Source organism: Pseudomonas agronomica (genome assembly GCF_025917275.1).
GTDB classification, from domain to species: domain Bacteria; phylum Pseudomonadota; class Gammaproteobacteria; order Pseudomonadales; family Pseudomonadaceae; genus Aquipseudomonas; species Aquipseudomonas agronomica.
Genome location: NZ_JAOSHO010000511.1, coordinates 1 through 3,466, shown reverse-complemented (window position 1 = coordinate 3,466; position 3,466 = coordinate 1). Strand labels below are relative to the sequence as shown.

Here is a 3,466-nt window from a genome sequence, read left to right as displayed (position 1 = left end):
CGGCGCTGCAACCGCGGACCCGACCCGGGGAATGGCTGGAACACAGTCCGCTGCTGACGATTGCGCTGGTGCTGCTGGCCGCCGGCTGGCTGTTCCATGAGTTTTCGACCAAGCCGGCGATCAGCGCCATTTCCGGACTCAATACCTACAACTTTTTGTTCATCATGCTCGGGGCCTTGCTTCACTGGCGGCCACGCAGCTTTCTTGACGCCGTGGCCCGCGCGGTGCCGACCACCACGGGCGTGTTGATCCAGTTTCCACTGTACGGCTCGATCGCCGCGCTGCTGACCACGGTCAAGGGCAGCGATGCGCAGACGCTGGCCCACCATATCTCGACCTTTTTCGTACAGATTGCCTCCCATGACACCTACGCCCTGTTGATGGGTGTCTATTCGGCGGTACTGGGCTTTTTCATTCCCTCCGGCGGCGGTAAGTGGATCATTGAGGCGCCTTATGTGATGCAGGTGGCCAACGACCTCAACTACCACCTGGGCTGGGCGGTGCAGATCTATAACGCCGCCGAAGCGCTGCCGAACCTGATCAACCCGTTCTACATGCTTCCGTTGTTGGGCGTGCTCGGGTTGAAAGCCCGGGACTTGATCGGTTTTTCCTTCGTGCAGTTGCTGGTGCATACGCCGTTGGTGCTGGCGCTGCTGTGGGCGCTGGGGACGACATTGAGTTATCTGCCGCCAGTGATGCCATAAAGCCATAAAAAAGGGCCGATTTTTCCATCGGCCCACTTCTTCTTCGGCTCCGTCTGTTTCAGTATGGATACACCCTGTTTCGAGGGGCCCACGCTGAAAAGGATCTGAGCATGTTCAAACTCGCCGCACTTCCTCTTGCCGCCCTGGCCTTGAGCGCCACCGCCCAAGCCGCCAACATCGATGTAAACCTTGGCAGCACCGAGCGCGTTACCCGCCTCTTCGCTTACCCCAACAATTGCAACGTCATCTGCTTTCGCAACTGGACGCTTGAGCAGACCGTCGAACATTACCTGACGCAAAGCGTCCAGCGTGATGGCTACGACGCGGCCAAGGTCAGCGTCAAAAGCGACAACGGCACCGTCCATGCGAATATCAGCGGCGTGCCGAAGAGCTACGGCCAACCGCTGAAAAACCTGCTCGACGCCGGGGATCTGGCATACAACGGCGCTACAAAACTCAATAATGATAAAAAATGGGCCTACAACTGGTACCTGTTCCTGCCGTTGGGCATGGCCCTGGACAACCGCAAGAGTGTCGAACTGCTGCACTTCCCGCCGGATTATTCCCTGACCCAGGCCCAGGATTACCTGGAATCGGCCACCACGGATCGCTGGGCCACGCTGCTGACCGCCAACGGTATTGCCGCTCCGAACACACCGGCTTACCAGACCATCATCGACATCGCACCCATCGCAGCCCCGTCCAATGCCGGCAGTACGCTGGCAGGGCTCTACAGTTACTTCAACGATTACCAGACCACCATGGTCAGGCAAGTCACTCGAGGAGCCAAGGGCACGTCGTTGCCAATGGTGGCCTTCGGCGCGCCCGTCCGGGACTGGATCAAGACCCAATACGGCCAGACCGTGGCCGTGCTCGGCCTGGCGACCATCGAGCCGGCTCCAGGCGCCAAGGTTCCGGTCCTGGGTTCCAACCATCCCAGCTACATCTGGTACGCCGCCGACCCGGCCAGCTACGACGGTGACCAGGCCAAGGCCGATGCCGCCGGTTTGAAAGTCATGGGCCAGGATTTGAGTGCTGCCTGCTGGCAGGCCGGAATGGGCAGCAAGCCAGGGACCGACCCGAGCACACTGCTGAACCAGTGCACGCAGACCTGGCAGGTGACTCAAAAGGAAAAGACCTGCGAGCTGTTCTACACCTCGGTTCGCAAGCTGAGCGAGGCGGACGCGGAGAAAAAATGTGAGACGCCGCCGATCAAGTCGGAACTGCAGCAGCTGAAAGTGCCGATGCCATTGCCTGTCGAAGCCGTATAACCCCTGACAAGCTTTCCCGTGCGAGCCTGCGCTCACGCGGGAAAGTGTTTTGCAGCACCTGTCGGCGTCTTCCTGGCCATGAGCGAACTGTGGCTATGGTCATTGACCGAGATCCGCGAAGGCGATTGCCTGACGATGGACTACGCCAGCACCGAACAGAAGCTGTATCGGCAATTCGCGCGGCGTCGCTGTCATCGCAACTGAAACGCCTCAGTCAGGGTGCGTCTACCGGCCGCAACCGATACTGCGGCGGCAACTGCTCGAAACCGCTGATCGTCGTATCCAGGCTTTTCCAGCGCCCATCCTTGATGCCGTAGATGCACCCGTGGATCGACAGGCTTTGTCCCCGGTGCCAGGCGTTCTGCACGATGCTGGTGTGGCCCACGTTCGCCACCTGCTGGATGACGTTGAGTTCGCACAAGCGGTCCACACGCTCCTCTTCGGTGGGTAGCTTGGCCAATGCATCGCGATGTTCGTAGTACAGATCGCGAATCGAGCGCAGCCAACCATCGATCAGGCCCAACTGGCGGTCCTGCATCGAGGCACGTACGCCGCCGCAGCCGTAGTGGCCCGTCACCAGGATGTGCTTGACCTTGAGCACATCCACCGCGTACTGGATCACCGACAGGCAATTGAGGTCAGTGTGCAGCACCACGTTGGCAACGTTACGGTGTACGAACAGATCACCCGGCAACATGCCGACGATTTCGTTGGCCGGCACCCGCGCGTCGGAACAGCCGATCCACAGGTATTCGGGGGTTTGCTGACGAGCCAGCTTGGCGAAGAAGTCAGGATCCTCCTGCTTGATCGCATCGGCCCAGCGTGCGTTGTTATCAATCAGATCTTGTAATTCATTCATGCTGTCCAGCCTCGATAGAGAGTGCGCAACTGTGACAGACGACCGCCGGTCGAGGTCACGTCGGCGACGCATTGGAATTCCTGGCCGCGCAGCCGGTCGACTCTTAGTAAGGCCCACAGTATGAGGAATTGCCATGAATGATTCACGACGTCCCTTCGATGCGACGCAACCGGAACCTATCGATGACAATGAAGATCGCATGGGCTCGATGCGTGAGCTGGAATTCGACGATGACGAATACGATGCCCGGATCGGTGATGAATTGCCGGAAGATGAGCGCGAGCATCTGCTACCGGAGGAGCGTGTCCGTGAGGCTGGTATGACAGGCGCCTCGATGGATGACCGCCAGCCGACCGACGATGACATGAGCCCGGAAACCCTGATCCATGAAGACGGTGCCCGGGACGCACATGAAGCCGGCGAGGATGAACAGGCCGATTGGGACCTGAGCGTTGTTGGTGAAAACGATATTGGTGGAGGCGATGGGCTGGACGAAGCGGAAATGGCCGATATCGATCCGCTCGATGGCAAGCGTTGACTCGACCCTGTGGGAGCTTGCTCGCGAAAGCGGTGGGCCAGCTTGCATTAATGCCGAATCTGCCGCCGTCTTCGCGAGCAGGCTCGCTCCCACA

The 3,466-nt window shown here is 59.6% G+C and carries 5 protein-coding genes; 4 read left to right on the top strand and 1 reads right to left on the bottom strand.

What is annotated here, in order from left to right; translation table 11 throughout:
• The 3 genes from OC610_RS23635 to OC610_RS23625 all read left to right on the top strand — a co-directional run.
• Positions 1-704, top strand: a 704-nt coding sequence (locus OC610_RS23635; protein ID WP_264431271.1) for a TIGR00366 family protein, incomplete at its 5' end; no start/stop codon positions are given.
• A 110-nt stretch (positions 705-814) separates the two neighbouring features.
• Positions 815-1,975, top strand: coding sequence for a hypothetical protein (locus OC610_RS23630; protein ID WP_264431270.1), 1,161 nt, complete (start codon positions 815-817; stop codon positions 1,973-1,975).
• A 78-nt stretch (positions 1,976-2,053) separates the two neighbouring features.
• Positions 2,054-2,179: a hypothetical protein gene (locus OC610_RS23625; RefSeq protein WP_408636636.1), complete on the top strand. Its 126-nt coding sequence runs from the start codon at positions 2,054-2,056 to the stop codon at positions 2,177-2,179.
• A gap of 10 nt (positions 2,180-2,189) precedes the next feature.
• Here OC610_RS23625 and can read toward each other — a convergent pair whose 3' ends face one another.
• On the bottom strand, positions 2,190-2,834 hold the full coding sequence (gene can / locus OC610_RS23620) for a carbonate dehydratase (protein ID WP_181289760.1): 645 nt from the start codon (positions 2,832-2,834) through the stop codon (positions 2,190-2,192).
• Between the two features lie 133 nt (positions 2,835-2,967).
• Here can and OC610_RS23615 point away from each other — a divergent pair, with 133 nt between their 5' ends.
• Complete coding sequence (locus tag OC610_RS23615; protein ID WP_217860341.1) at positions 2,968-3,372, top strand: serine kinase/phosphatase; 405 nt, start codon at positions 2,968-2,970, stop codon at positions 3,370-3,372.
• Positions 3,373-3,466: the final 94 nt, after the last annotated feature.